The organism is Streptomyces sp. NPDC086080, from assembly GCF_044540255.1.
In the GTDB taxonomy this organism is placed as follows: Bacteria; Actinomycetota; Actinomycetes; order Streptomycetales; family Streptomycetaceae; genus Streptomyces.
This window is the reverse complement of record NZ_JBITRU010000014.1, coordinates 161,896-182,583: the sequence shown is the minus strand read 5'-3', so window position 1 is coordinate 182,583 and position 20,688 is coordinate 161,896. Positions and strand designations below refer to the sequence as shown.

Annotated in this window: 18 protein-coding genes and 1 tRNA gene; 9 read left to right on the top strand and 10 right to left on the bottom strand. The window is 71.6% G+C overall.

All coding sequences use genetic code 11. The features are described from left to right. The first annotated feature begins 159 nt into the window (after positions 1 to 159). From ACIF9R_RS18865 to ACIF9R_RS18850, 4 genes are all read left to right on the top strand, one after another. Positions 160 to 1,101, top strand: a complete 942-nt coding sequence (locus tag ACIF9R_RS18865) for an NAD-dependent epimerase/dehydratase family protein (RefSeq protein ID WP_399981113.1) — start codon at positions 160 to 162, stop codon at positions 1,099 to 1,101. 71 nt (positions 1,102 to 1,172) lie between these two features. Continuing rightward, on the top strand, positions 1,173 to 4,667 hold the full coding sequence (locus tag ACIF9R_RS18860; RefSeq protein WP_399981162.1) for an aminotransferase class I/II-fold pyridoxal phosphate-dependent enzyme: 3,495 nt from the start codon (positions 1,173 to 1,175) through the stop codon (positions 4,665 to 4,667). A 587-nt stretch (positions 4,668 to 5,254) separates the two neighbouring features. Then, complete coding sequence (locus ACIF9R_RS18855) at positions 5,255 to 5,995, top strand: TetR/AcrR family transcriptional regulator (RefSeq protein ID WP_399981110.1); 741 nt, start codon at positions 5,255 to 5,257, stop codon at positions 5,993 to 5,995. Next, a complete protein-coding gene (locus ACIF9R_RS18850; RefSeq protein WP_399981108.1) occupies positions 5,982 to 7,169 on the top strand; it encodes an MAB_1171c family putative transporter in 1,188 nt (395 codons plus the stop codon). Before ACIF9R_RS18855 ends, ACIF9R_RS18850 begins: the two co-directional genes overlap by 14 nt. A 264-nt stretch (positions 7,170 to 7,433) precedes the next feature. On the opposite strand, the gene ACIF9R_RS18845 is transcribed toward ACIF9R_RS18850, so the two are convergent. The 9 genes from ACIF9R_RS18845 to ACIF9R_RS18805 all read right to left on the bottom strand — a co-directional run bounded on the left by ACIF9R_RS18845 (position 7,434) and on the right by ACIF9R_RS18805 (position 13,718). Further along, complete coding sequence (locus ACIF9R_RS18845; RefSeq protein ID WP_399981106.1) at positions 7,434 to 8,150, bottom strand: ANTAR domain-containing protein; 717 nt, start codon at positions 8,148 to 8,150, stop codon at positions 7,434 to 7,436. Positions 8,151 to 8,228: 78 nt separating this feature from the next. Beyond that, positions 8,229 to 8,888 (bottom strand): GAF and ANTAR domain-containing protein, encoded by a 660-nt coding sequence (locus tag ACIF9R_RS18840; RefSeq protein ID WP_399981104.1) that lies wholly within the window; start codon positions 8,886 to 8,888, stop codon positions 8,229 to 8,231. A gap of 91 nt (positions 8,889 to 8,979) precedes the next feature. Beyond that, complete coding sequence (locus ACIF9R_RS18835) at positions 8,980 to 9,435, bottom strand: hypothetical protein (RefSeq protein ID WP_399981102.1); 456 nt, start codon at positions 9,433 to 9,435, stop codon at positions 8,980 to 8,982. A gap of 212 nt (positions 9,436 to 9,647) precedes the next feature. Next, positions 9,648 to 10,073 (bottom strand): STAS domain-containing protein, encoded by a 426-nt coding sequence (locus ACIF9R_RS18830; RefSeq protein ID WP_399981160.1) that lies wholly within the window; start codon positions 10,071 to 10,073, stop codon positions 9,648 to 9,650. Positions 10,074 to 10,438: 365 nt separating this feature from the next. Next, positions 10,439 to 11,680 (bottom strand): PP2C family protein-serine/threonine phosphatase, encoded by a 1,242-nt coding sequence (locus ACIF9R_RS18825; RefSeq protein ID WP_399981100.1) that lies wholly within the window; start codon positions 11,678 to 11,680, stop codon positions 10,439 to 10,441. 295 nt (positions 11,681 to 11,975) lie between these two features. Continuing rightward, entirely contained in the window at positions 11,976 to 12,287 is a 312-nt protein-coding gene (locus ACIF9R_RS18820) for an STAS domain-containing protein (protein WP_399981097.1), read from the bottom strand. 63 nt (positions 12,288 to 12,350) lie between these two features. Then, the gene (locus ACIF9R_RS18815; RefSeq protein ID WP_399981094.1) at positions 12,351 to 12,620 is read right to left on the bottom strand and encodes a hypothetical protein; all 270 of its coding nucleotides are present in this window, start codon (positions 12,618 to 12,620) and stop codon (positions 12,351 to 12,353) included. 10 nt (positions 12,621 to 12,630) lie between these two features. Further along, on the bottom strand, positions 12,631 to 13,212 hold the full coding sequence (locus ACIF9R_RS18810) for a DUF5994 family protein (protein WP_399981091.1): 582 nt from the start codon (positions 13,210 to 13,212) through the stop codon (positions 12,631 to 12,633). 158 nt (positions 13,213 to 13,370) lie between these two features. After that, complete coding sequence (locus tag ACIF9R_RS18805; RefSeq protein WP_399981089.1) at positions 13,371 to 13,718, bottom strand: hypothetical protein; 348 nt, start codon at positions 13,716 to 13,718, stop codon at positions 13,371 to 13,373. A 502-nt stretch (positions 13,719 to 14,220) separates the two neighbouring features. On the opposite strand from ACIF9R_RS18805, the gene ACIF9R_RS18800 reads away from it, so the two are divergent. Further along, a complete protein-coding gene (locus ACIF9R_RS18800) occupies positions 14,221 to 14,964 on the top strand; it encodes an acyl-CoA desaturase (RefSeq protein ID WP_399981086.1) in 744 nt (247 codons plus the stop codon). 41 nt (positions 14,965 to 15,005) lie between these two features. After that, entirely contained in the window at positions 15,006 to 15,404 is a 399-nt protein-coding gene (locus ACIF9R_RS18795) for a DUF5994 family protein (protein ID WP_399981084.1), read from the top strand. A 423-nt stretch (positions 15,405 to 15,827) separates the two neighbouring features. Here the strand turns inward: ACIF9R_RS18795 and ACIF9R_RS18790 are convergent. After that, positions 15,828 to 15,900, bottom strand: a tRNA-Arg gene (locus ACIF9R_RS18790). Between the two features lie 320 nt (positions 15,901 to 16,220). On the opposite strand from ACIF9R_RS18790, the gene ACIF9R_RS18785 reads away from it, so the two are divergent. The 3 genes from ACIF9R_RS18785 (at position 16,221) to ACIF9R_RS18775 (ending at position 20,480) form a co-directional block, all read left to right on the top strand. Further along, positions 16,221 to 17,831: a dynamin family protein gene (locus tag ACIF9R_RS18785; protein WP_399981082.1), complete on the top strand. Its 1,611-nt coding sequence runs from the start codon at positions 16,221 to 16,223 to the stop codon at positions 17,829 to 17,831. Positions 17,832 to 17,834: 3 nt separating this feature from the next. Beyond that, a complete protein-coding gene (locus tag ACIF9R_RS18780; RefSeq protein ID WP_399981079.1) occupies positions 17,835 to 19,712 on the top strand; it encodes a GTP-binding protein in 1,878 nt (625 codons plus the stop codon). Positions 19,713 to 20,000: 288 nt separating this feature from the next. Next, positions 20,001 to 20,480, top strand: a complete 480-nt coding sequence (locus tag ACIF9R_RS18775) for a single-stranded DNA-binding protein (RefSeq protein ID WP_399981077.1) — start codon at positions 20,001 to 20,003, stop codon at positions 20,478 to 20,480. Positions 20,481 to 20,688 lie beyond the last annotated feature (208 nt).

Genomic DNA, 20,688 nt, shown 5'->3' with positions numbered 1-20,688 from the left:
GATTACCAGGAATTGCCTATTTAGGGTGCAATCACTCCATTATGGGCGATGCGGTGAATATAGTCCTCCAAAAAGGGGCGGAGCCCGGTGGCAGAGGCATAGTCGGACGCACTTCTGAGGCCCGAGTGAATCCTGGTGTTCTCGCGCTAGTGTGCGAGGATGACTCATTCTGTCGTCGTAGGTTTAGGGCCCGCCGGGGCGGCCACCGCACGGCTGCTGGACGAGAAGGGCCACTCCGTCCGAACCGTCGCCAGATCGGACCGGAACCGTGAATCCGGCATCGAACACCTCGCGCTGGACGCGACGGACAGCGAGGCGCTGATCGCCGCCACGAAGGGCGCGACCGCGATCTACAGCTGTGCCGCACCGCCCTACACCCGCTGGGCGAGCGACTGGCCGCCGCTGGCATCGGCCCTCTGCGCGGCGGCCGAGGCGTCCGGGGCGGTCCTGGTGATGCTGGGAAACCTCTACGGCTACGGCCCCGTGGACGGTCCCCTGACCGAGGACCTGCCGCTCGCGGCGACCGACACCAAGGGGCGGGTACGCGCCGCGGTCTGGGAACAGGCGCGGCACCTGCACGAACAGGGCCGTATCCGGGCGGTCGAGGTACGTGCCTCCGACTTCTTCGGCCCCGGCGTGACCGATGGCGGGCATCTGGCCGCGAGGGTGGTGCCACGGCTGCTGCGCGGCAAGCCGGTCTCCGTGCTCGGGGATCCGGACGCCCCGCACAGCTGGACCTATCTCCCCGATGTGGCCAGGGCCCTGGTCGAGGTCGCGGGCCAGGAACGGGCCTGGGGGCGGGCGTGGCACGTCCCCACCCAACCGGCGCTGTCCAGCCGGGAGATGGTGGGCCTGCTCGCGGCCCGGGCGGGCGCGGGACCGGTCGCCGTGCGCAGGGTGCCGCCGGCCGTCCTGGCGGCCGCCTCGGTCTTCTCCCCGATGATCCGGGAACTGCGCGACATCCGGTACCAGTTCGACCGGCCGTTCGTGGTCGATTCCAGCGCCTGCGAGGCCGCGTTCGCGCTTCGGCCCACGCCCGTCGACGAGCAGGTGGCCGCGACGGTGGACTGGTGGCGGGACCGCCTCGCGACGGCAGCGTGACATCCGAGACAGCGGAGGAATCACAGGTGGATACGACGGGGGCGCGACGCGACGACGTCGCCATAGTGGGAATGGCCTGCCGGTTTCCGGGGGCACGGAACGTGAACGAGTACTGGCGACTCCTGGCGAACCCTCAGGCCCAGTTCTCCACTGTTCCGGACACGCGGTGGCGCTCCGCTGGGTTTCTCGGCCACAGCGCCCGCGACACGACCTCGGCCTACACGGACACCATGGCCATGCTGCCGGACGTGGGGCACTTCGACGCGATGCACTACGGCATCCCGCCCCGGCGGGCCAGAGCGATGGATCCGCAGCACCGGCTGCTGATCGACCTCGCCCGTGAGGCGATCCAGGACACGGGGTGGGAGACCGAGGGGTTCGACCGCGAGGAGACCTCGGTGATCACCTCGCTCAGCGAGAGCGGCTACCGGGAACTCACCACCATGCGCATCCGCGCGCGTCAGCTGGCGGGCGGGGAGTTCGGGACTCCGTCGACCGATCCCCGGCTGTCCGAGACCGTGCGCGCGGTCGACGGGCTGCACGGCTCGTCCGTGGCCGGCATCCTGCTCAACATGGGTCCGAACACGATCAGTTCCGTGTTCGACCTGCACGGGGAGAGCTACGCCCTGGACGCCGCCTGCTCCGGCGGGCTGATGGCCGTGGCCAACGCCGTGTTCGCGCTGCGCGCCGGCCGCTGCCGTGTCGCGATCGCCGGCGGGGCACAGCTGATCCTCGCCCCGGACCTGTTGATCGGGCTGTGCCGGATCGGCGCCATCTCGCGCAGCGGCACGTGCCGGCCGTTCGGGACCGGGGCCGACGGATTCGTCCTGGGCGAGGGCGCCGGCGTCCTGGTACTGCGGCCGCTGGCCGACGCACTGGCGGCCGGCGACCGGGTGTACGCCGTGATCCGGGGGGTGGGCACGGGCAACGACGGCACCGTGCCGGGCGGCATGCAGCCCCAGCCGGCGGGCCAGGTGCGGGTGTTGCGCCGGGCCTACCGGGACGCGGAGGTGAGCCCGGACTCGGTGGGCTATCTGGAGGCGCACGGCACCGCGACCACGGTCGGTGACCCGGTCGAGGTGGCCGCCCTGCGCGAACTCCGCGGTGAGCGGGGCGCGCCCGCGTTCCTCGGCGCGGTGAAGGCGGTGATAGGGCACTCGCTCGGGGCCGCCGGAATGGCCGGGCTCATCAAGTCCGTCCTGGCCGTGCACCGGGGAGTCGTACCGCCGCAGCCGGAGTTCGAGCCGGCCGATCCGTCCGGGCTCGACGCCGCGGGGCTGACCGTCCCGACGGCTCCGGTCCCGTGGGACGCCGCAGGGCAGCCGCGCCGGGCCGGGGTGAGCGCCTTCGGGTTCGGCGGCACCGGTGTGCACATGGTGGTGGAGGAGTGCGCCACGGCACCGGACCGCCCGGTGACGGACGAGGAGCCGCAGCTGCTGGTGCTGAGCGCGCGGGACCGGTCCGGGCTGGCCCGGCACGCCCGGGAGCTGGCGGACGTCATCACCGGCGACCGGCTGCCCCTGGCGGCCGTGGCGGACACCCTGGCCCGCCGCGCACCGCTGGCGGAACGCCTCGCCCTGGTGGTGGAGGACGCCGCCGACGCCGCCGGAAAGCTGGCCACGGCCGCGGCGGCGCTGACGGCGGGCCGTACCGGGGAGCTCGGGCCGGGGCAGCTGGCCGGTTCGCTCCCGCCCGGTGAGTCGCCGCAGGCGGCCGTTCCGTCGCCCGGCTCGCTGGATGCCGCGGGGCGCAGGGCGGTGCTGACCGAGCTCGCGGAGCGTGTCGTCACCGGTTCGGGGATCCGTCCGGTGACGGAACGCGTACCTCCGTGCACGCTGCCGCCGAGTCCGCTCGCCCCGCGCCACCACTGGGTGGTGGACGAGTCGGCCCGGGAGTTGGTGGGGGAGGAGCCGCCGGAGTCGCCCCGGCCGGCGTCCGCGCTGCCCTCGGACCAGCCTCGGGCGGCGTCCGCCGTGCCCGCCGTGCCCGCTGTGCCGGGTGGTGCCCCCGACTCCGTGGACACGACGGGCTTCACGGACACGACCGTCTCCACCGCCTTCTCCGGTTTCACCGACTCCGCCGCTTCCGTCGTGCTCGAAGAGGTGTCGCGGGTCGGTGTCTTCCCCGTCTCGGAGCTGAAGGAGCGAACCGCCCTGGTGACCGAACTCGGCTTCGACTCCCTGATGCTGCAGGAGCTGGAGGCCGGCATAGGCAAGCGGGTCGGTGGCTTCACCACGGAGGAGATGTTCTCGCCCGACCTCACCGTCGGACGGCTGATCACGCTGGTCGACCCCCACGTCACCCGGCCGCCGCAGCCCGGTGCGGCCCTGCCCCGGCAGACCCGGGCCGACTGGCAGGCCGGTACCGAGCGGGTGGACGACTTCCCGGAGGTGCGGCAGTTCGAGGAGCGGTTGAGTGCCGTCACCGGCAGCGGCGCGGACTTCCCGTACTTCCGGGTCCACCAGGGCAACATCCGTGACACGACCCTGGTCGGCGGCCGGCGGTACCTGTCCTTCGGCAGCTACAACTATCTGGGGCTCTCCGGCCATCCGGTGGTCAACGAGGCCGTGCACCAGGCGGTGGAGCGGTACGGGTCCTCGGTGTCGGCCAGCCGGATGCTCTCCGGGGAACGGGACCTGACGGTGCGGCTCGAGCGGGCGCTCACCGACTTCCTCGGTGTCGGCGACTGTCTGGCCCTGGTGAGCGGCCACGCCACCAACGTCACCGCGATCGGGCACCTCCTGGGCGCGCAGGACCTCGTGGTGCACGACGCGCTCGCCCACGACAGCATCATCCAGGGCTGTGTGCTGTCGGGGGCGACGCGACGGCCGTTCCCGCACAACGACATGGGGCGGCTGGAGGAGATACTGCGCCACAACCGGTCCCGGTTCCGGCGGGTGCTGATCGTCGTCGAGGGCGCCTACAGCATGGACGGCGACCTGGCCGAGCTGCCCGCCGTGATCGAGCTGAAGAAGCGGTACGGGGCCCTGCTGATGGTCGACGAGGCGCACAGCATCGGAACCGTGGGCGACAGCGGCCGGGGCATCGGCGAGTTCTTCGGCGTCGACCGGACCGACGTGGACCTGTGGATGGGCACCCTCTCCAAGGCCTTCGCCAGCTGCGGTGGTTACCTCGGCGGCTCGGCCCGCATGGTGCGGTGGCTGCGGCACACGCTGCCGGGTTTCGTCTACAGCGTCGGCCTCACCCCGGCCAACGCCGCCGCGGCCCTGGCCGCCACCGGGCTGATCGTCGCCGAACCGCACCGGGTGCGGGAACTGCGGCGGAACGCGACGCTCTTCCGCGCGCTGGCCGCCTCGGCCGGGCTGCCGACGGGGCCCGGCGCCGACACCCCGATCGTGCCGTGTGTCCTCGGTGACTCGGCGCGGACGCTGCGTGTCGCGGACCGGCTGTTCGAGCGGGGGGTCATCGTCGACCCGATCTTCCACCCCGCTGTGGAGGAAGGGCTCGCGAGGCTGCGGTTCTTCGTCACCAGCGAGCACGGTGAGGACGACATCCGGCGGGCGGTGTCGGTCCTGGCGGAGGAGGTGACGGCGGCCGGGGGATAGATCGGCTGCCATCGGATCGGGGTGCGTTCCATCCGGCACGGTGCGTCTCCTCCTCCCGCCTCCCCGGTGCGCATTGCCGCTAGCTAAGCGTAAGTTTCCCAGACTAGCTGACAGTTGACAACCAGGTGAGTCTCCGTCAACGTGGGGCCCAGCGACAGCCGGCAACCGACTTGGCTCGCGGGGGTGGCCGAGTCGGTTGCCGGGCTTCGCGCGGCCGGTCCGGTCCCGGAACGAACGGGGGCCGGACCGGCCGCGCGAGGATGCGGTGTTCCTGACGGAAGGGCGGACCCGCGGGGGGATTGGCCCCGCACCGGCAGGAAGAGGGCGGTGACGAGGCGGTGTTCGGCGGCGGCTCATCCCCGACAGCGACACACCACGGCTCGAACAGTACGGAGTCGCACCGCATCTCCACGCCGCCTCCACGCCTCCACGCCTCCACGCCTCACGCCCCACGCCCCACGCCTCCACGTCTCCGCGGAGAACGGCTGAATTGGCGGAAAACTGGGGTGGCCGGATCGTTGCGCACGGCGGGGGAAGGATGCCTTCCGCAGCCGTGCGCCGCGTAGCCGACCGGTACGGTTCGGTCCATGGATCTTTCCGGAACGGGTGTGACCGATGAGGACGCCGTACTGTCCGAAACCATCAAGGGCGCCGCACGCCGACTCCTGGCGGGATCGGGCGCCACAGCGCTGTCCCCGGACGCCGTCGCCCGGGAAGCGGGCCTGCCCACCGCCGATGTCGAGGCCCTCTTCCCGCACCGGGACGACCTGCTGACGGCACTGGTCGTCGACGCCTACAACGCCTCCGGCGCCGCGATGGAACAGGCCGACCTGGCCGCCCGCGGCACCGGCGCACACGCGGGCGCGCGGCTCCTCGCGGTGACGCGCGCCCTGCGGGAGTGGTCCTTCGCCAACACAGCCGACTTCACCCTGATCTACGGCTCGCCCGTACCCGGCTACCACGCCCCGCAGGACACGGTTCCGCCCGCCTCACGGACCCCCGCCGTGCTGGCCGGGATCGTACGTGCCGCGCTGGAGGCCGGCGACCTCACACCGCCCCGCCGGACGGTGCCCGGACCGCCGCTGCTCCTGCCCGACGCCGTGCAACTCTTCGGCGGCGTGCCCGAGGCGCCATTCTCGGACATCATCGAACGCGGCATCGTGCTGTGGAGCAGTCTGATCGGGCTCCTGGTGTTCCAGGTCCACAGCCGCACCCACGACAGCGTCCGGGACGAGCCGGCGTTCTTCGACTACGCCGTCGCCGTGGCCGCCGAAGGCATAGGACTCGTCGTGCCCCTGGTCGGTGATTCAGGCCGTGAACACGACTAGGATCGTCTGCTTCGTCATCACGGCGCTCTCGTCGTACGTCGCACTGGTCTACCGGCTGAGCCAGATGAGACGCAGCTGGCGGGACCCCTCCTACCGTGCCCTGCTGGTCACGCTGGGGCTTCAGTGCCTCACGTTCACGATGGGAGGCATCGCGTCCGGAAGCGACAGCTTCCTGGGCGTCGGCAACCTCGCCATCCTGCTGATGCATCTGTCGGCGGTCGCCTTCTGCGTCAGCGCGCAGATCATCCTCCTGCTGTGGGCGGGCTCGACCGAGGACGCGGCCGTCCGCAGGGTCCGCTACTGGGTGACGGCCGGCATCGCCCTCGACGTCTTCCTGGCCGCGCTGTTCTTCATCGCCGACGGCCCCCGCCTCGACCCCGCCGACTTCAACAGTGGCAGCGGCCAACCGCTGGTGCTCACCTACCTCCTGGCCTTCATCGTTTCGCAGGCGGTGCCCTGTGTGACCATCTACCGCCAGTGCCGCCCGTATGCCCGGATGGCCGGCAGGACGTCGCTGCGCCAGGCCCTGCGGCTGCTGTCCGCGGCCGCGGTGATCCTGTTCCTCTACTGCGTCGCCCGCACGGTGAACATCGTCACCGCGGCCTCCGGCATCGACATCGGCGCCTGGCAGGCGGCGGCTTCCATGTTCAGCGCGGCCGGCATCGTCACCGTCTCGCTCAGCCTGACCGTCTCCGCCTGGGAGGCCCCGCTCGCGGGGCTGCTGGAGTGGGTGCGCAACTACCGGTCGTACCGGGCCCTCTACCCGCTCTGGCGGGACCTGTACGAGGCCTCGCCGGACATCGTTCTCGAACCGCCCGGGGCCGCCGTCTCCGACCTCGACTACCGGCTCCACCGCCGGGTCATCGAGATCCGGGACGGCTGGCGGGACCTGCGGCCCCACATCGACCGCGCCGCGCCCGGCGGCATCGGCGCCGGGACCGCCGTCGGCGCCGGTGTGCAGGCGAGCGAGGAGCACCGGCAGGCCTTCGCCGAGGCCGCCCAGATCAGACAGGCGCTGCACGCCAAGCGCACCGGCACCATCCCCGACGACAACAAGGACACCACCGACTTCGAGGACCGGGACACGGACAACTTCACCGCCGAGGTCACCTGGCTCACCAAGGTCGCGGCCGCCTACAAGAAACTCGGCAAGAGCTCCACGAGCCCCCTGTGACCCGGCACGCAACGGGCCGGACGGGCGGTACGGCCGGGGGACGTCAGGGGTGAGGGCCACCGGCTGCCGTTGAGCGGGGTCACCGCCCGCGGGCCGAACCGTCCGCCGCGGGAAGCGGATCCACGTCCGGCGCAACCACCCCTCGCCCTCCCCGGCATGGGACCGTCGAACTTCACATCGACCAGGGCACGAGGCATGGACGTTGTCCGCTCCGCAGCGCCTGCAGGCAGCCGTGGTTGCCCCACGGGCGGCGCCGGACCGCCGTCATGAACCCAGGCCGGTGAGGGGTTCGGAACTGTCGATGAGGGCGCGGGCCACGTCGGCCAGGCGCTGGTTGTGGGAGCGGGCGTAGCCGCGCAGCGCGGTGAACGCCTGCTCCATGTCGATGCCCTGGCGTTCGGCGAGCTTCCCCTTGGCCTGTTCGATCAGTACCCGGCTGTTCAGCGCCGTCTGCAGTTGTTCGTTGAGCACCGTGCTGCGCTGAGCGGTGCGTTGCTGCAGCAGGCTGATGGTGGCGACGTCGGCCAGGGCCTGGGCGACGGGTGTGGCGGCCGGGTCGAAAGGGCCGGGGGTGGTGTGGAAGAGGTTCAGGGCGCCGACGATCTCGTCCCGCAGGCGCATGGGCAGGGCCTGGACCGCCCCGAACCCGCTGCGCCGGGCCGCCACTGTGAAGCGCGGCCAGCGGGCGGTCGTCGTGCCGAGATCGGGGACGATCACCGGTATGCCGGTGCGGAAGCATTCAAGGCAGGGGCCTTCGTCGTTCTGGAGCTGGAAGAGCTCCAGCAGGCGCACCTGTTCGTCGGAGGCGGCCATCACGCGGAGTCTGCCGTCCCGGTCGGCGAGCAGCACCCCGGCGGCGCTCGCATCGAGCATGCCGACGCAGCGGTCGGTCAGCAGGCGCAGGAAGTCGATGAGGTCGAAGTCGGCCACCAGATTGTCGGCCAGCTCAACGAACGTCTTGGCCAGAAGCTGTTGATCCATCGTGGGCACCCTTGATTGAGACCAGTCCCCGCCCGAAGCGGCGGGAAGTACGGCACGTTCCTCGACCGGCACCGAACGTCAGGATTCCTCCTCGGCCTGATCCGGCTCCGCGTCCGGGGAAAATCGGAGCCGTCGGGCCACCACGTCGGCGGCCACGTCCGCGAGCCGGCGTCCCTGCGCATAGGCATGGGCGCGGAGCCGGACGAAGGCTTCTTCGATGCCGACTCCGAGCTGAGCAGTGAGCATTCCGCTGGCCTGGTCGATCTCTGCCCGGTATCCGCCCAGGTCCTCGATGCTGTGGTCCGGCGGAGGCCCGCCGGTCGGTGCGCCCGCCTCGTCGATCCGTGTGTCCAGCAGGAGCAGCGTCGCGAGATCGGCGAACGCCAGTGCGTCGGCCAGTTCCTCCGCGTCCAGTACGGTCGGAATGTTGGCATAGAGGTCCAGAACTCCCGTGCTGATCGCCCCCTTGTGCAGGGGAAGCGAGAACACCGCGCGGGCTCCGGCTTCCAGGGCCGCATCGGCGAACACGGCCCAGCGATCCTGAGATGCAGTCCTGAGCAGATCGGGTGTCAGGACGGCCGAGCCGCGTTCAAAGGCGTCCACGCAGGGCCCCTCACCCAGCGTGAGCTGGAGCTCTTCCAGCCGCTCGCTGATGTCGTCGGTGCTGCACAACGGATGGCTCGCCGCGGCCTCGGACATCGCCGACAGCCCGGCCCCGCCGACCGGCAGCGCGGCCACTGCCGCGGTGCATACGTCCACCACACTCGGCCGGGCACCTCGTCGGGCCGCCTGCTCGGCCACCAACATCCGAATACGGGCCGACCGCCCGTCAGGTCCCACGGGGGCCACCGTCTCCAGGCATCGTGACAAGGCCCTCCAGCCTCGCCGTGGTGCGTCCCTCGAGGGGAAGGACCAGCGCGCGGAACGTGGTGGCGCCCAGTGGCCTGCGAAGCTCTCCGATGTCCAGCCATCCCCAGGAGCGGAGCGTGGCGAGGGTCGGGCGATCGGCCTGGTCCACCAAGGTGGCGCCGAGTGAAGCCTGGTGGTCGGTCAGCAGTCGTTCCTGCACACGACGGGCGAGTTCCTGGTCCTGCGGGTGCGGCCGGATCATGATGTCGGCGAATGTGAAGACGCCTCCGCACACCGTCAGTTGCCCGACGCTGCGCGGCAATGTTCCTTCGAAGCCGAGCCACCAGGAACCGTCGCCGAGTACCGGGAATCCGAAGGCGCATCCCATCAGGCTGTGCGTCTCGGCGATCACCATGGCGAATCCCGGTCGGCGCATGTCCGCGGTGAGACGGTTCAGGAAGTTCTGTCGGCTGGGACGGCGGTACGGATCACCCGGCGGCGTAGAGCGGGACTCCATATGCAGAGCCACCAGATCGTCACGCAGGCTCTCCGCCGGCCAACGGCTCAGCCGACGCAACCGCGCCGGAGCCACGGCGGACGGCTCGCCGTCCCCCGGCTTCCGTGACTGCCCCCGCCCGGGTCCGGCCGTCATCGCGCATCACCCGAGAGAACAGGCGCAAGCGGGACGGACCGGAGCGGTGATGCTGAACGGGGCGGGGCCGGGGCGTCGACGAGAGGAGGTGACAGGTGGCCGAACGAAAGGCCGAGGAGCAGGAACCCGCAGCCGGCCAGGTCGAGAATCCGAGCCAGTGTCGTCGGCGGACGGTGCAGTCGCAGGGTCCCACCAACCACGGTGGTCTGCTGCGCGGCGTGGAGGAATGCGTTGAGTCCGCTGCAGTCGCAGAAGGTGACGGGGGTGAGGTCGACGTCGATGGTGCGGATACCGTCCCGCAGGCACCGCTCCAGGGACTCGCGCACCAGCGGCGCGGATTCGAGGTCGATTTCACCGGACAGGGTGATCAGTGCCTGTTTGCCTTGGTCATGGCGGTGGACGGTGAGCTGTGAGAGGGGCATGACGCCTCGGTTCGGAAGACGATCCGGCAGCGGCACGGTGAGCCGGAGTCCCGGCCCCCGGGCGTGCTCCCGGCAGGGGCGTACTTTCGGCGGAGGCAGAGCAACGGCCGGTCCGGGAGCCCGCGCAGCAGGACGGAGGACCCACCCGATTGCCTCCAGGCAAGCGCCGGGTGACGGACGAGGAGTCCGCACCCCGAAGCCATCTGTGGTCAGCAACAGCATGCCGCCGGGGTCTGGGACGTCTGCACAACACACTAGTCCCTGCGTCGTGTTGACGGACGGTCCGAAGCAGCCTCATCCCAGGATATGGACGGTGCACCACGCGCGGTGGCTCGCATGACGGAGCCGGTCGTGCGGTTGTCGGCTCACTCCGGGAGCACGAGGTGGTCGGCGGCGCCCCCTCGCCATTCGATCAGGAAGAGGGTCGCGTCGTCGGTGGTGCGGCCGCCCCGTTCCCGCTTCAGGGCGTGGGAGAGTGAGCGCACCACCGCTCGTACTCCCTTCCCCGTGTGTTCGATGCGGTTGACCCAGTGGATGAGTTGTTCTTCGCCGAATTGTTCCTCGCCGGCTTCGTGCTCCTCGATGAGGCCGTCGGTGAAGCACAGCACCCGGTCGCCGCGTTGGAGCATCTGCCCACTGATCCGGGGCTGTTCACCGCCGAAGCCGACGGGCAAGGTGGTCGGGCCCGTGAGTTGCCGGACGACCCGGCGGTCGCGGATCAGCAGCGGTGCGGGGTGGCCCGCGTTGACCCACTGCAGGTGGCCCGTCGTGACGTTCAGGCGCATCATCTGGGCGGTGACGAAGTGGTCGGGCCCGAACTGCTCGGCGATGGCCCGGTCCATGAACGCATAGATCTCGGACAGGCCGATGTCGGCACGTCTGGCGTGCCGGTAGGCCCCGACGGCGACGGTCGCCATCGTGGCGGCGTCCAGGCCGTGACCCATCGCATCGATCATGGCCACGTGCAGGACGTCCTCATTGAGGGCGTAGTCGAAGCTGTCGCCCGCGACGTCGTAGGCGGGTTCCAGGATGCCGACCACCGCGACCTGCGGTACGGCCATCGTCAGTGGCGGCAGCAGGGACCACTGGATCTCCGCGGCCACGCTCATCGGTTCGCGGCGCCGGGCGCGGAAGAACTCATCGGTGTAGCTGTGCTTGGTGACCAGCATGTCGGCGACCAGGCCGGCGAGCCTGCGCAGCAACCGCCGCTCGTCGTCATCGACGGTGTCCATGGTGAGGGCCATCACGCCCACCTGGTCGCTGCCGTCCAGCAACGGCAGGTACATCCGGACGCCGTCGGACTGCGGCACCTCGACAGCGGTCGCTTGCAGAAAGGCCGTGCCGGCGGGAGAGTCGTCGATCGGCTCGGGGTCGCCGACCATCAGCCGCCGGCCGGGCAGGGGCACCAGCATCAGCTGGCCGTAGTCCTGCAACAGGATCGAGACGTCGCGGCCACCGACCCTGGCCACCTCTTCCGCGATCAGCGGGGCGATCAGCTGCGGCGGCATCTCGTGCGCCCGGTCCAGCAGCAACCCCAGCAGCCGCTCACCGAACCCTTCCGACCGGTCCCGCACGCCCTCGTCGGGGCGGTGCTCACCTTCCGCCATAACCGCGCTCCCGCACCGGCGTCGTCGAAGCTTCGGCCATCATGTCCATGCTCACCTCGTGCCGCGAGTCCAGCGCCCGCACCGACCCGTGCGGTCCGTCCTGCGGTCGCAGCGGATGCGCTCGACCCGCTCACGTGATCTGCACACATGGGCTCCTGACCCGACCGCGATCAACCCGCACAGAGTGACGCGGCGGGCCACGTCGAACAGCCCATTACGCCAGAGGCGGCATGTCACATACGAGCGGAACAGAGGGCTCTGGGTCCCGTGGTGCACCGCATCTCACCCGGAGCCCTCACCGGAGCAGAAGATCGGAGCCGTTGTCCGTCAGGAGCCGCGCGGTCTGCGGGGACGGGTGGTGCAGACGCAGGGACGCGTGGCTCTCGGCGGCGTGCCGCGACGCATCGAGGAAGACGCTCAGGCCGCTGCTGTCGCAGAGGCCGACGGTGGTCAGATCCACGTCGATGGTGGTGATGCCGTCCAGCAGGCACCGCTCCAGAGCGGTCCGCACCTGGGGCGCGGTGACCGCGTCGATCTCGCCGGCCAGGGTGATCAGTGCTCGCCTGCCCCGGTCGTGCCGGTAGATGTTCAGCTGCGGAAGAGTCATGACGCCTCGTTCATGGGGGACCCGGCCGCTCCTCGCACAGTCGATGGCCCGGCGACCGGCTGGTTACCTGTGGTGAGTGGTACGGCTGCGGCGGCGGCGCGGCGGGAATCGGCCGCGGCCCCCGTCGCGGTGGTCCCGCCGTTCGCCGATGGCCGGCGACTCGGACCGGCCCGGTCCCACCGGGGGCTGCGGAGTGCCGCGGCGGCCGGGCAGGGGGCTGCTGTACCGGTGCACGGCGATTCTCCCGGCATGCTGGATGTTGAGCCGGTGGATCACGTATGCCGCCCCTGCGATGAGAACCACGAAGGCGGCGGCCGTCATGAAGGCGTTCATGGCGGCCACCTCACATCCCGATGATCAGGCGGCTGGCCCGACCGGGCGGACCGGTCTGTTCCGGAACCGCCGCGGACCCCGCGGAGGCGCCGCCCTCGTACTCCCATGCCTCGTCCGGGTCCAGTGGCCCGGCGGGCGCCAGGACGCCGTGCCGGGCCTCGTCCGCGGCGATGAGCGCGCTCGCGGTCAGCGGCGGACCGTCGTGGCCGGACGCGGCAGCCATCAGACGGGCCGCCGACTCCGCGCCGGTCTCCGGCGGGATGATCAGCAGGTCCCGGCGCCCTGTGCCGTAGAGGAGCAGCAGCAGCTTGTGCGGGTCGATCTCCGGGGCGAACCAGCCGACCTTGACGATGTGGCCGTCGACGGGAACCTTGCGGGGGATGACCGGCCAGTGCTCCGGGTTGACCGCGATGCGGGTGATGCGGCCCCACAAGGGGTCCAACACATCGGTCAGTGCGGGCAGTTCGATCAGCAGATCCCGGGAGCGTGGCCACCAGGCCCCGTCCAGGAACCCCCGGGAGGTGCCGTCGGTCTTCAGAGCCAGACGCGCGGCCGGGGCCGCGACCTCGGGGTGCGGCAGGGTGGAAAGCAAGGTCGCCGACATGATGCGGACCCGTCTCCGGGCCGCCTCTGCGGCGGGCCGGGTTTCATCTTTCGCCAAGAACGACCCGGTATGGCACCGGTGTGCGAAATGCCCTCGGTACGGTCCACACTACTCCGCGCTCCGCCGGGGCGCGGAGTAGTGGCTGCCTAGATGTGGAGCAGCCGCTGGGTGATCTCCCGGTACTGCCTCAGCGCGAGCCGGAGTGCGTCGGACTGTGTCTCGGGGTCCCGGTCCTGCCAGCCGGCGCGAAGGAGGCGCCGCCGCTCCGCCAGGGCGTTCACGAGCTGGGCGGTGGCTTCGTCATAGGCACTCTCGGCCTCTTCCAGCGCCTCGTGCGGGGTGTCGGCGAAGGTGTTGAAGGCGTGCCGGAGGCGTTGGACGATCCTGTCCTGTTCGCCCGACGGGAGCAGCGGCTCCGGGCCCGGGGTACGGCGCTCGGTGGGGCCCCGGCCCTGGCCCGCGGGCTGCTGGGCGCGTGTCTGGTCGTACATCATCGGGGGCCGCCTCCGTTCCGCCTGAAGGCGCCCTTGGCCTTCTCCGCGGCCTGCTTCAGGCTTCCGGAAACCCCGCCGGCCCTGCCTCGGCGCTGCGATGGCCTGTGGCGCGTGACCCGGCCGAGCTCTTCCGTGAACCTGCCCTTCGTCGTCTGCGCCTGGTTCCTGATGGTCCGTGAAACGGTCATGGCCGGCCTCACTGTTGTCCGGTAGGTGGGTCCCCCGCGAGGGCTGGGCGAGCGGGAGAGCGGAATGCTTCGCCGTGTGGTCCGGGGTGGCATGGCCCTGCACCGTGCTGCCAGTCAACGTCCGGCCACGGTCCGTGTCAACGCGGGGCCCATGCGATCCGGCCCGCCCCGTCTTGGAGCGTGCGGGAGTACGGTGGGAGAGGCGAGGACTCTTCGTACGCCGGTGTCCGAACCGGCTCCGCCCTCGCGCCTCCCCTCACATGGGCAGCCCGTGACCCCGGCCGCGCATCCGCATCCAGGCCGAGGAGTCACGTATGCCACGCAGTCCCACCACGTCCCCGGCGGTCACACCGTCGGACCCCGCCCCGCCGCCCCAGGGCTGTGACGGGACGTCCCCGTTCCAGCCCGACGGCCCGGCGCCCGCGCGCAGCGGCAGCGACCGGCTGTACGTCACGGTGACCGCGGTGATCGTCGTCCTGCCGTTCGTGGCGATCGGTCTCGCCGGCCGGCACGGCACGCATCTGCGCGGCCAGTCGCGCGGGCTGCTGCACGCGCATGTCGGCCGGCTGTTCCGCAACGACCGTACGCCGCCGGAGCGCTATGCCCCCGACCTGCTGGCCGACCGCGACATCCGTGCCGTCGCCCGCGCCTTCCCGGCGCTGTGTGTCCTCACGCTCGCGCTGCCGTTCGCGGTGGGCTGGGCCATCGGCGGTACCTGGGTGTACGGCGTAACCGCGCTGCTGTGGGCGGGACTTGTTCGCATCGCGCTGCTCCATCACGTCACCTGGAGCGTGAACTCCCTGTGCCACCTGATCGGGGAGCGCCCCTTCCGCACCCGCCGCCACGACCGGGCCACCCACCTGTGGCCGCCGGCCCTGCTCTCCTTCGGCGAGAGCCGGCACAACCTCCACCACGCCGACCCCACCAGCGCGCGCCACGGCGTCGACCGCGGTCAGCTCGACCCCTCCGCCGCCGCCATCCGACTCCTCGAACGTCTCGGCTGGGTGTACGACGTGCGCCGGCCGACGGCGGAGCGGGTCGAGGCCCGCCGCGCCTGACGTCGACCATTGAGCCCTTTACGGCAGTTGGCAGGAGCCTCATGACCACCGCACTGCAGTCCCCGCCTCCCTCCCACCCCGTCCTCCGGCTGCGTCTCGCATCCCGCCGTGGCATGCCCCGGACCATCGACGGAGCGTGGTGGCCCCGTTCGTACGACCTGCTCGCGGAACTCCCCCGGCTGCTCGCCGGGTTGCCGCGCACGTGGGGCCACATCACCAGCGTCACCGTCAACGGGGCGACATGGCCCGCGGGTCCCGGCCGGATGCTCGTCTCCAACCAGGTCGTACGACTGCGCAGGACCGTGGCGGCGTCCGCCCCGCACACGATCCTCCTGCTCGCCCCCGGCCGGGGGCGCTGGGACCTGCTGGTCGTGCCTCCGGATACGACCGAGGAAGCCGCGGAACTGCTCATGGCGGCCGCGGCAAGTGGCCACGACTGATCCGGCCCACCACGGACCGCCCGGGAATCATCAGGGCACCGACGACCAGGTCCGGCGACGAGGACCGTCACATCCCCATCACCAGCCGGCCGGGTCGGCCGGTGGTGGCCTCGCGAGGAGGAATCGCCGGCCTGTTCCGCCGCCACGGTGGCCGTCGCCGTCGCCGTCGTCGGCGGGCCGGTGTCCGCGATCGCGGCGGCCATCAGGCGGGCGGCCGAGAGGGCGCACGCCTCCGGGGGACCACCAGAAGGTCCCAGCGGCCCGCGGCGCAGGACAGCAGCAGGATCTTGCGCGGATCCTGCTCCGACGTGAACCAGCCGACTCCGCCCGAGGGCCCACCCGCACCCCCGAAGGTGCTCCGCCGAGCCCGATGAACGCCCTCCGGCCGGCAAAAACGCCCTCCCGAAGGAGGGCGGAGACTTGCGCCCCCGGCAGGACTCGAACCTGCGGCCAAGCGCTTAGAAGGCGCCTGCTCTATCCACTGAGCTACGGGGGCCGGTGTGACGGCCTGGCGTCATGGTGCCCTGGTCGGGGCCGTTCCTGACGTTGCCGGAGACAAGGATAGGGCTCCCGCATCCTTGTCCCTGTCGCCTCGCCTCCGTGGCTCGATGTGGAGGTCAGGTGAAGCGGTCCTGATAATCGCAGGAAGGTGCGAATCGTGCACCGATTTTGGCCTCTCGCGCATCGGGTGTTGTGCACTCGTTATGCCTGAACTGTGTCCGAGCCCCAGCCGCCTCCTCCGCCCCTTGTGGTCCGTCGGCACGCAGACATGCTCATATGCTTCAGAATTCCCCTAAAATTGGGCATTCTTCGCATGTGGTGACCTTGGACGTACGGCCTCAGCTGCTCGACGCACTCTCCGCCCTGCGCGACCGTGTCGCCGCCGCACGCTTCCCGCTGCCCCTGGCCGGGGCCGCACGCGCGCGTGCCGACCGCGACGAACTGCTCGCCCAGCTCGACGACTATCTGGTGCCCCGGCTGAGAGATCCCGAAGCGCCTCTGCTGGCCGTCGTCGGAGGATCCACCGGGGCCGGAAAGTCCACCCTGGTGAACTCCCTCGTCGGTCGGCGCGTCAGCGAGGCGGGCGTGCTGCGGCCGACGACACGCACACCCGTGCTCGTCTGCCATCCGGAGGATCACCACTGGTTCAGCGGAATGCGGGTGCTGCCCGACCTGACGCGTGTATGGGTGCCCCACCATCAGGACCCGGCGGACGATCTGCTGCTGCCCGGCGAGAACCCCGCGCGCGTGCTGCGCGTCGAGAGCGCCGACACCCTGCCCCCTGGCCTCGCCCTCCTCGACGCCCCCGACATCGATTCCCTGGTGTCCGACAACCGTGTCCTCGCCGCCGAGCTCATCAGCGCCGCGGACATCTGGATCATGGTCACCACCGCCGCCCGCTACGCCGACGCCGTCCCCTGGCACATGCTGCGCACCGCCAAGGAGTACGACGTCAGCCTGGTGACCGTGCTGGACCGGGTGCCCCACCAGGTCGTCTCCGAGGTGTCACGGCAGTACGGCGCGCTGCTCACCAAGGCCGGACTCGGTCACGTCCCCCGCTTCACCGTCCCCGAACTGCCCGAGTCGGCGTGGGGCGGCGGACTGCTGCCCGCGACCGCCGTGGCGGCGCTGCGCACCTGGCTCGTCCACCAGACGCTGGACCCCGCCGCCCGGCAGCACGTCGTGGCCCGCACCGCGTACGGCGTCCTCGACTCCCTGGGTTCCCGGCTGCCCCAGCTCGCCGGGGCGGCCGCCGCCCAGTACGCCGCCGCGCTGCGGCTCACCGCCGCCATCGAGGGCGCGTACGACAGTGAGCACTCCCGCGTGCGTGGCCGGTTGCAGGCCGGAGCCGTACTCGCCGGGGACGCGCTCAAACGGTGGCGCGCCTTCCCCCTCGACTGCACCCCGGGCGAACTTCTCGACACCCTGGTGGAGAGCCTCGGCGCGCTGCTGCTGTGCGCCGTCGCCGCCGCCGACGAGCGCGTCGAGGACGCCTGGCGGCGCGAACCCGCCGCGGACGCCCCCGAACTCGCCGACCGCGACCGCGGCCCGGAGAGCGCCGAACACCGGATCGGGCTGGCCGTACGGCGCTGGCGGCGCGAGCTCGAGGAATGCGCCGAGGACGAGGTGAGGGAGCTGGACCGCGGCCTCGCTCCCGACCCCGAGACGGTCGCCGCGCTGGTCGCCACCGTCGTGCTGGGCGGCCGCCGGGCCCGGACCGCCGGAGAGGGACTCGCCGAGCGGATCGGCGCGCACGGCGCGCTGAGGCTGCGCGACCGCGCCGGACGGCTGCTCGTCGCGTACGTGGACCGGGTGATGCACGAAGAACGCGAACGCCGGCTCACCCCGCTGGACGCGCTCGAAGTGCACGCGGAACCCCAGCCCGAGCTCATCGCCGCGTTGTCCGTACTGCAGAAGGAGAGGTGACCGGTGACCGCCGTCACTGACCAGGACCACACCGAGCACCCCGACCACCGCGAGCACTCCGAGCGCCTGGAGCACTCCGACCACACCGAGCGCTCCGACCACCTGGAGCACTCCGAGCACTCCGAGCACTCCGGCCTCTCCGCCGACGACGCCGACGGCTCTCCCCCGGATGCCGCGGACCCCTGGGACGACGGGCTGATCGCGCGGCGCGTGAACGGGAGCGCCGGTGAGGAGCAGTGCCGGGTGACGGAGCCGAGGGCGTCCGCACCGCAGAAGGTGACTCCGCTGGAGTACGGCCCGCAGCTGGGGTCGCGGCTCGACGCGCTGCGTGAGCTCGTCGGGCTTTCCCGCACCCGGCTGGACAACCGCACCCTCGCCCAGGCGGGCCGGGTCCTCGACGAGGCCGCCGCGCGGCGCGGACTCTCCGGACAGCACACGGTCGTCGCCCTCGCGGGCGCCACCGGCAGCGGCAAGTCGCAGCTGTTCAACGCGCTGGCCGGAGTGCCCATCTCCGAGACCGGCGTACGGCGGCCGACCACCGCGGCGCCCATCGCGTGCAGCTGGAGCGACGGAGCGGCGAGCCTCATCGAGCGACTGGGCATCCCGCCCCGGCTCAGACGCCGTCCCCTGCAGTCGGCGACGGAGGTGGACGAACGGCTGCGCGGGCTCGTCCTGGTCGACCTGCCCGACCACGACTCCGCGGCCGTGCAGCACCGGGAGCAGGTGGACCGCGTGCTGGGGCTGGTCGACGCGGTCATCTGGGTCGTCGACCCCGAGAAGTACGCCGACGCCATGCTGCACGAGCGCTATCTGCGGCCCATGGCGGCCCACGCGGAGGTCATGTTCGTCGTCCTCAACCAGGTCGACCGGCTGCCCGGGGAGGCTGCCGAGCAGGTCCTGGACGATCTGCGGCGGCTGCTCGACGAGGACGGCATCGCCCTCGGCGAGTACGGCGAACCCGGCACGACCGTGCTGGCGCTGTCCGCGCTCACCGGCGAAGGGGTCGGGGACCTGCGGGACGCGCTCGGCCGGTTCGTGGCCGAACGCGGGGCGCCGGCCCGCCGGATCTCCGCGGACATCGACATCGCGGCGGCCCGGCTGTGGCCCGTGTACGCCACCCGCCGCCGCACCGGACTGAGCGAGGAGGCACGCGAGGAGTTCTCCGACCGGCTCGCGGACGCCGTGGGCGCCACCGCGGCGGGAGAGGCGGCCGAACGGGCCTGGCTGCGCAACGCGAACCGCGCGTGCGGCACGCCCTGGTTGCGGTTGTGGCGCTGGTGCCGGCAGCGGAGCGAGCCGTCCACCGGCCGGGTCACGCTGCGTGGGCACCCCGACGAGGAGATCACCGCCCGGCAGCGGGTGGAGCAGGCGGTGCGGACGGTGGCCGACCGTGCCTCGGCCGGACTGCCGGCACCGTGGGCGCAGGCGGTGCGTGAGGCGGCCGTACGTGGCTCCCAGGGGCTGCCGGAGGCGCTGGACGAACTGGCCGTACGCGCGGGACTGCCCCCGGGCAGGCCACCGCGGCCGGGGTGGTGGCCAGTGGCCGTACTGGCTCAGGTGTCGATGACGGCCCTGCAGTTCGTGGGCGGGCTGTGGCTGCTGGCGCAGATCATCGGGGTCGTGCCGCCGAACCTGGGAGTGCCGGTGCTGCTGATGGTGATCGGCATCGTCGGCGGTCCGCTCATCGAATGGAGCTGCCGCATGGCCGCCAGGGGGCCCGCGCGGCGGTACGGGCTGGAGGCGGAGAGACGGCTTCGGGAGGCGGCCTCGGGCTGCGGGCGGGCCCGCGTCCTGGACCCGGTGGCGGCGGAGCTCCTGCGGTACCGGGAGGTCCGGGAACGGTACGGGCAGGTGGTGGGGGTGGGGGCCGGAAGAAGCTGAGCCCTTCGGCCTTCCGCGACCGAGCCCCCACCGGGCCTCCCAGCCTTCCGTGACCGAGCCCCCGGCCTTTCGTGGCGGAGGCCCGTTCGGGTGGCGGAGATATCCACAGGCCGGAGGTCGTCCACAGCGCTCGGCGGGCCCGGCCCGGCGGCGGCAGTCTGGCTCCACGGCGATCGCGGGACGGTCCGCGGTCGCCGCGCCAGACGGCGGCTGTACGGGACGGGCCCGTACGCGTTTCGGCCCGGCGTCGGCGTGACGCCGACGGACGGGGCCAGGGAGGCAGACGCGATGAACGAGACGATGGTGTGCGTGGTGGGGAACGTGGCGACACGGCCGGTGTACCGGGAGACGGTGTCCGGTCCGGCGGCGAGGTTCCGGGTGGCGGTCACCTCCCGGTACTGGGACCGGGAGAAGAGCGCCTGGGCGGACGGACACACCAACTTCTTCACCGTGTGGGCCAACCGCCAGCTCGCCACCAACACCGCGGCGTCCCTGTCGGTGGGCGAACCGGTGATCGTCCAGGGCCGGCTGAAGGTACGTACGGAGCCGCGGGAGGGGCAGCAGGGCTGGATGTCGGCGGACATCGACGCGGTGGCGATCGGCCACGACCTCTCCCGGGGGACTGCCGCCTTCCGTCGCGCGCCCAGGCCGGAGCCGTCCGCCGCCCCGGACAGGCCGGAACCCAACTGGGAGACTCCGCCGGAGACTTCATCGCCCGCGGATGAGGTGACCTCACAACCCCGGGCGAAAAAAGTTTCCGTGACATGACGTCAGCTCATCGTAATCGGCCCGGCACCGGGCCGAACTGGGGCTTATCAGCGGGTGCGTGCCGAAATTATCCCGGTTGATTTGTCGACAAGTCGCGCCCGTGGAGGCTCCGGCGATAACGATTCCGGATCGGATCACTCCTCCGGCACGATCATCGGCAAGCGCTGTCCGCCGCCTCCTTAGGATGCCGGGACGGCTCCTGGGGGCC